Source organism: Mycobacterium sp. DHQP2018-32-09 (assembly GCF_058148405.1).
This window is the reverse complement of sequence record NZ_JBYVYK010000034.1, coordinates 60,735-67,864: the sequence shown is the minus strand read 5'-3', so window position 1 is coordinate 67,864 and position 7,130 is coordinate 60,735. Positions and strand designations below refer to the sequence as shown.

The following is a 7,130-nucleotide window of genomic DNA, read 5'->3' as shown; positions in this document are numbered from 1 at the left end:
GTGCGGCGCTCCGCGAACCCGCCCCTGACCTGGCGTTTCGTGAACCAGATCGATTGACGGTCTTACTAGCCATGACCTTCAGCCTAGTCGCAGGCGACCCGTTTGCACCATCTGCCACACAGGTAACAATTTGCTAACTCCCGGGCTGCGGATTGCGCACGGTACCCAAAGGCGTCACTGCCTGCAGCGACGGGCGACGTGGGGTTCGTCACCTGCGCTCGGCACGACGGATTCCGTCGTCGCCGGTACTCTCGACGACGTGCCCCTCATCGTCGCCGAGAGCAATGCCAAACCCTTGCTACACAACATCTTTCGCTACGACGTGCCCGCGTCTCTGGTGGTCTTCCTGGTGGCACTGCCGCTGTCGATAGGCATCGCCGTGGCCTCCGGCGCCCCCGTCGTCGCGGGCCTCATCGCCGCCATCGTCGGCGGCGTCGTCTGCGCCCTCGTCGGCGGATCACCGCTGCAGGTGAGTGGTCCCGCCGCCGGCCTGACCGTGGTGGTCGCCGAGCTGGTCACGCAATTCGGCTGGAAGGCCACCTGCGCCATCACGGCGGTCGCCGGCATCGTGCAGATCCTGCTGGGCTGCAGTCGCATCGCCCGTGCCGCGCTCGCCATCGCCCCCATCGTCGTCCACGCGATGCTGGCGGGCATCGGCATCACCATCGCCTTGCAGCAGGTGCACGTACTCCTGGGAGGTGGCCCGCGCAGCAGCTCGTGGGAGAACCTGACGGCGCTGCCCGGTCAGCTGGCCGCACCGCAGTGGTCGAACGTCGCGGTGGGCGGTCTGGTCATCGCCGTCATGCTGCTGTGGCGCTTCGCCCCGGCCGCGGTACGCGTCGTGCCCGCCGCTCTCGTGGCCGTCGCCGTGGCCACGGCCGTCAGCTTCCTGCCCGGGCTCGACACCGAGCGCATCACGCTCGACGAATCGGTGATCGACGCCATCGGATTGCCCGAGATGCCGCAGGGCACCTGGGGGTCGATCGCCCTCGCGGTGCTCACGGTGGCCCTCATCGCCAGTGTGGAGAGCCTGCTGTCGGCCTCGGCGGTCGACAAGATGCACCGCGGGGCCCGCACCGACTTCAACCGCGAACTGGTGGGGCAGGGCACCGCGAACCTGTCCTCGGGCCTGCTGGGCGGGCTGCCCGTCACGGGCGTGATCGTGCGCAGCACCGCCAACGTCAACGCCGGCGCCAGGACGCGCGCCTCGGCAGCGCTGCACGGCGTATGGCTGCTGCTGTTCTCCGTCCTCCTGGTCGACGTGGTCGAGATGATTCCCATGGCGGCGCTGGCGGGGCTGCTCATCGTCATCGGCACCCAGCTGGTCAAGCTCGCTCACGTCGACTTGGCCCGCCGCACCGGCGAACTGGTCATCTACGCCACGACGCTGGCCGCGGTGGTGTTCCTCAACCTCCTCGAAGGGGTGCTCATCGGGCTGGTGCTCGCCGTCGCGGTCGTGGCGTGGCGCATCGTGCGGGTGACGATCACCGCCGAGGACCTCGGCGCTCGCACCGGGACCGACGAGCCGCCCCGCTGGCACGTCGCCATCACCGGGTCGCTCAGCTTCCTCGCACTGCCCCGGCTGACGGCCACCCTGGCCGCGGTGCCAGCGGGGGCCGACGTCACGGTGGACCTCAACGTCGACTACCTCGACCACGCCGCGATGGACACGCTGCAGGAGTGGGTGCGCCAGCGTCGCCACCATGACGACGAGGTGACCATCGTCGAAACCGGCACGGCGCGAATGGAGTTCACGCACTCCCGACCGCCGCGGCGGGACACCGAGGGCCGGCGCGTGATCCCCGCGCTGCGCATGCTGATACCGCCGCGGCTGGCCGGTGGACTGGAGCGCTTCACCCACGGCGTCGCGCCGCTGCTGCACTCGCACACCGATTCCGCGATGCACCGGCACGACCCGCACACCATGCTGCTGACGTGCTCCGACGCCCGCATCCTGCCGAACCTCATCACCGACAGTGCGCCTGGGGAGTTGCTGAACGTCCGCAACGTCGGAAACCTGGTGGGCGACCTGTCGGTCGACTCCGCGCTGTCTCATGCGGTGGAGCGACTCTCGGTGGGAACCGTCGTGATCTGCGGCCACTCGGGCTGCGACGCGATGGCCGATCTGTGGCACGGCAGCGCCGACGGCGCGATGTCGCGCTGGCTGGACCAGGCCGGCGACGCGGTGCCCGCGGTGCGGGACGGCCATCCGGTCGCCCGTGCGGCCGCATCGGCCGGGTTCGGCGACGTCGACCAGCTCAGCGCGGTCAACGTGGCGCGTCAGGTCGACGCCGCGCGGAGGCATCCGGTCGTCGCCGAGCCGCTGGCTCAGGGGACGGTGACCGTGGTCGGGCTGTTCCTCGACCTGTCCTCGTCGCGGGTCTACGTCGTGGACGCCGGCGAGTTCACCGAGATCCCGCAGCGCGATGTGGCCGATTCGGCAGCATCTGCTGGGTAAGGTGACGCCGAATCGTCTCGTCAGCTCGACAGTCCTCCGAGGAGCGCAATGCCCATCGTCGTCGTGGCCACAATGACCGCCAAGCCGGAATCCGTCGACACGGTGCGCGACGCGTGCACGCGTGCCATCGAGGCCGTGCACTCCGAGCCGGGGTGTGAGCTGTACGCGTTGCACGAGGCCGACGGGACGTTCGTCTTCGTCGAGCAGTGGGCCGACGAGGAGGCGCTCAAGACGCACAGCACGGCGCCGGCCATCGGCGCGCTGTTCGGGGCGGTCGGCGAGCATCTCGACGGTGCGCCCGACATCAAGATGCTCTCGCCGGTCGTCGCCGGCGACCCGGCCAAGGGCCGGCTGAGAGGCTGACGTGGGGTCGCTCGACGGCCGGGTCGCGTTCATCACGGGCGCGGCGCGAGGTCAGGGCCGCGCCCACGCGGTGAAGTTGGCCTCACAGGGGGCCGACGTCATCGCCGTCGACCTGTGCGCGCAGATCGCCTCGGTGCCCTACCCGCTCGCGACGCCCGAGGACCTGGAGACCACGGTGGCGCTCGTCGAGCAGACCGGGGCACGAATCGTGGCCTCGCAGGCCGACGTTCGCGACCGCGCCGGTCTCAAGCAGGCGCTGCGGGCGGGAGTCGACGCCCTCGGCGGCCGTCTGGACATCGTGATCGCCAACGCGGGCATCGCTCCCATGGACGGCGAACATGCCTGGGCCGACGTCCTCGACGTCAACCTCACCGGCGTCTACCACACCGTCGACGTCGCGATGCGGCCGATGATCAAGGCCGGCAACGGCGGTGCCATCGTGCTGACCAGTTCGGTGGCCGGGCTGGTGGGGCTGGCCTCGCCGTTCGCCGGCTCGATGGCCTATGCGGCGGCCAAGCACGGCATCGTGGGCCTGATGCGCGTGTACGCCAACCACCTTGCGTCCTTCGACATCCGGGTGAACTCGATCCATCCGGCCGGCGTGGACACCCCCATGATCGACAACGACTTCACCCGCGCGTGGTTGCAGGGTCTGGCGGAGCACGCCGACGGCCCCGACATGCGCAACGCGCTGCCAGTGCAGACGCTCGACGTCGACGACGTGGCCAACGCGGTGCTGTGGTTGGTCTCCGATGCCGCGCGCTACGTCACCGGGGTCACGCTGCCGCTGGACGCCGGCTTCGTCAACAAGCGCTAGTCCCGGCCGCGGACCAGCGCCCGCGCGGCCTCGAGCACGGTCTGCTCGCTCAGCAGCACCTCGAGCGCGGCGTCCCCGAGTGGGATGAAGCTGTCGTGGCTCGCGACGCGCGCCATGGCCCCGGCATAGCCCTCGTCGACCAGCGCGGTCAGTACCCCTTCGCTGACGCCGCCGCTGCCGCGCGTCTCGTCGACCACCAGCACGCGGCCGGTCGCGTCCGCCTCGACGAGCAGGTCGTCGACGGGAAGCGGTGCCAGCCAACGCATGTCGACCACCCGGGCGGCGATGCCCTGCGCCTGGAGGGTGCGAGCCGCCCGCAGGCTCATGGGCACGCCGTTGCCGAACGTGACGATCGTCAGGTCCGTTCCCGTGCCGTACGTGCGGGCCCGGCCGATGGGCACCACGGCGCCGGTGTCGGCCGCCAGCCAGCCCTCGTCGCCCTCGTCGTAGAGGTCGCGGGTGTGGTACAGCGCAATGGGTTCCAGGTAGATGCACACCGTCCCCGCCGCCTGCGCGGCCGCCACGCAGGCGCGCAGCATGCCCGCGGCGTCGTCGGGCCGCGACGGCGACGCGATGACGATTCCGGGGATGTCCCGGATCGCGGTGATGGAGTTGTCGTTGTGGAAGTGCCCGCCGAAGCCCTTCTGGTAGCCGTAGCCGGCGATGCGCACCACCATGGGGTTGCGGTACTGGCGGTTGGAGAAGAACTGGAGCGTGGCCGCCTCGCCGCGAATCTGGTCGGCGGCGTTGTGCAGGTAGGCCAGGTACTGGATCTCGGGGATGGGCAGCAGCCCCGAGATGCCTGCGCCCAGCGCCAGACCCAGGATGGCCTGTTCGTCCAGCAGCGTGTCGAACACCCGTGCCGGGCCCGCCTTGGCCTGTAGGCCACGCGTCACCCCGTACACCCCGCCCTTGCGGCCCACGTCCTCGCCGAACACCACGGCGTTGGGGTGCGCCGCGAGTACGTCGGCCAGCGCCCGGTTGACGGCCTGCGCCAGCGTCACCGCCGCGGCGTCGGGCGCCTGCGATACCTCCTGTGCCGCAACGACGGTGGCGTGAATCGCGTCGTGGAGACCGTCGTGCAGCGGTGTCATGACCGCCTGCGGGCTGTCCAGCTGCGCCAGCTCGGACACCTCCCCGGCGATGTCCAGCACGGTGGTGCGGGTGGCCTCGTAGCGGGCCAGCACCTGGTCCGGGGTGAGCACGCCCGCGGCGACGAGCAGCCGCGCGGTGCCCAGCACGGGGTCGCGTCCGAAATCGCCGGTGATCTCGTCGGGTTTGCGGTACGCCGGTTCGTAGTCCGAGCCGGCATGCCCCATCAGCCGAACGGTGCGCAGGTGCAGGAACGCCGGACGCCGTTGCGTACGCACGTATTCCGCTGCCTGGTCGGCCGCGGCCAGCACGGCGGGCAGGTCGGCGCCGTCGGCGGTGAAGTAGCGCAGGTCGGGGCGCTGGCCGTAGGTGCGTTCGATCCAGCCCTGCGGCGTCTTGACGCTGATGCCGATGCCGTTGTCCTCGCAGACGAACAACAGGGGCAATGGCATGCCCTGGTAGGCGGTGTGCATCGCGGTGTTGATGGCGCCGACGGCGGTCGAGTGATTGGCCGACGCGTCCCCGAAACTGCACACGGCGAGGGCGTCGGTGGGCCAGGGTGAGGCGACGCCGAGCTTGCGCGCCCGGGTGATCGAGAACGCGACCCCGACGGCGCGCGGCAGGTGTGAGGCGATGGTGGACGTCTGCGGGATGACGGCCAGATCGTGACGGCCGAACACCTTGTGGCGGCCCCCGGAGATCGGCTCCTCGGTGGCGGCCACCAGCCCGAGCAACACGTCGCGCAGCGGATCGGTTCCCTCGACCTGCCGCGCCCTGGCGAGGTAGAAGCCGCCGGATCGGTAGTGCAGCAGTGCCGGATCGTCGCACCGCAGTGCCGCCGCGACCGCGGCGTTGCTCTCGTGGCCGGCCGAGCCGATGGTGTAGAAGCCCTTGCCCTGGGCGCGCAGCCAGCGGGCCGCGAGGTCCAGATGGCGGCTGCCGACCTGGGCGTCGAAGACGTCCAGGCAGCGCTGCGCGGACGTACCGTGCAGCAGGGTCGGGTCAGGGGCGGCCGGCGCCGTCAGAGCGGCGATGGTCGCGGTGAAGTGTTCGTCGATCGCCTCGGTCACGGTGACCTCGTGCCTTCCCGTCGTCCTCGCGGGTGGCGTGGCGCCCCGCGTTGCACCCCGATTCTGCATCGGGGCGGGTGAATCTCAGCAGCAGCCGCTGGCGTGTGCCCCCACCGGGGTCGGGCGCGGGGTGGCGGCGCGCACCTCGGCGCCGCGCCACGTCACGGCTCTGCTGGGCGGCGGGGTCTGCTCGCTGCGGCTCCGCACCAGCGGCACGCCGTCGACCAGCACCGTCGCGATGCCGGGCAGGTCACCGAGGGCGAACGACTCCAGACCGTCGGTGGCCATGGACCCGGTGACCGGTCCGAGCACCACCAGGTCGGCGGGCATGCCCTCGGCGATGACACCGGTGGCCAACCCGTGTGCCCGTGCCGTCTGCCCGGTGGCCGCGGCGACGGCGGTGACGGGGTCCAGGCCGCACACCGACGCCAGGTAGCAGACGTTGCGCAGCATGCCGCGCGGGATCACCCCCGTGCCACCGGGGGTGTCGGTGCCGAGGGTGAGGCGGTGCAGCCCGTCGTGGCGCCGCAGTTCGTCGACCACCACGGTGGTCGCCCGGTAGTTGTTGGAACTGCACACCTCGACGTGCGTCCTTGGCAGGTCGGCGACGATGGTGGCGATGTCCGCGTCCGGTGGCGGGATGGGGCCACCGGACACGTGGGCCACCACGTCCGGACCGACGGCCTTGACGACGTCGGCCCCCGCGACCCGGCTGGACCCCGAGCGCGAGACCCCGCCGGAGTGCAGCTTGACGGTCATGCCGCGGTCGTGGGCCCACCGCACGTACTGCTGAGCTTCACCGTCGCCCAGGCGATTCCAGTCGTAGAAGATGAACTTGAGTTGATCGATGCCCTCGCGGTGCGCCCGGTCGAAGTGCTCCTCGGTCATGTCGGGCACCAACAGCACGGTGCCGGCGTTGACCTTGACGCCGGAGGGTCGCATGCGCCCGGTGGTGTGCTTGGAGGTGATCGCGATGCTGAGGACCAGTTCCGGAGTCAACGCGTCGAACGCGAGACCGGGAATGTGCAGCTCGCCTGCCGACACCATGGACGTGGTGCCGCCCTGCAGGTAGTTGCCGATCCAGCCGATCGAGTTCTGCGCCGGCGTCCACTCCCCGAACGTGGGGTGGACGTGCCCGTCGACCAGACCGGGCATGACGGTCAGGCCGCCGGCCGAGAGCACGTGATCCGGTGCCGGCGTGTCGGTGCCGATGCCCGTGATGACACCGTCCTCGACGACCAGCGTGGTGTCGCGGACCGGCGACACGTCGCGATCACCGTGGACCAGGAGGCCGATGTCCTCCACGAGCAGCGTCGTCACCCGAAACCTC

At 70.8% G+C, this 7,130-nt stretch carries 5 protein-coding genes; 3 read left to right on the top strand and 2 right to left on the bottom strand.

The genetic code is table 11. From position 1 onward, the window contains the following. The first annotated feature begins 259 nt into the window (after positions 1 to 259). Genes AC30CM_RS17435 through AC30CM_RS17425 form a run of 3 tightly spaced genes read left to right on the top strand, consistent with a single transcriptional unit; the run spans position 260 to position 3,638 of the window. Entirely contained in the window at positions 260 to 2,458 is a 2,199-nt protein-coding gene (locus AC30CM_RS17435; RefSeq protein WP_490118154.1) for a SulP family inorganic anion transporter, read from the top strand. A gap of 48 nt (positions 2,459 to 2,506) precedes the next feature. Continuing rightward, positions 2,507 to 2,821, top strand: a complete 315-nt coding sequence (locus AC30CM_RS17430; protein ID WP_490118153.1) for a putative quinol monooxygenase — start codon at positions 2,507 to 2,509, stop codon at positions 2,819 to 2,821. A gap of 1 nt (position 2,822) precedes the next feature. Beyond that, entirely contained in the window at positions 2,823 to 3,638 is an 816-nt protein-coding gene (locus AC30CM_RS17425) for a mycofactocin-coupled SDR family oxidoreductase (RefSeq protein ID WP_490118152.1), read from the top strand. Here AC30CM_RS17425 and AC30CM_RS17420 read toward each other — a convergent pair. Together AC30CM_RS17420 and AC30CM_RS17415 are read right to left on the bottom strand one after the other, a co-directional pair. Further along, positions 3,635 to 5,800: a thiamine pyrophosphate-dependent enzyme gene (locus tag AC30CM_RS17420; protein ID WP_490118151.1), complete on the bottom strand. Its 2,166-nt coding sequence runs from the start codon at positions 5,798 to 5,800 to the stop codon at positions 3,635 to 3,637. The two genes, AC30CM_RS17425 and AC30CM_RS17420, sit on opposite strands and share 4 nt — an antisense overlap. Before the next feature lie 84 nt (positions 5,801 to 5,884). Further along, the gene (locus AC30CM_RS17415) at positions 5,885 to 7,120 is read right to left on the bottom strand and encodes an amidohydrolase family protein (RefSeq protein ID WP_490118150.1); all 1,236 of its coding nucleotides are present in this window, start codon (positions 7,118 to 7,120) and stop codon (positions 5,885 to 5,887) included. Positions 7,121 to 7,130: the final 10 nt, after the last annotated feature.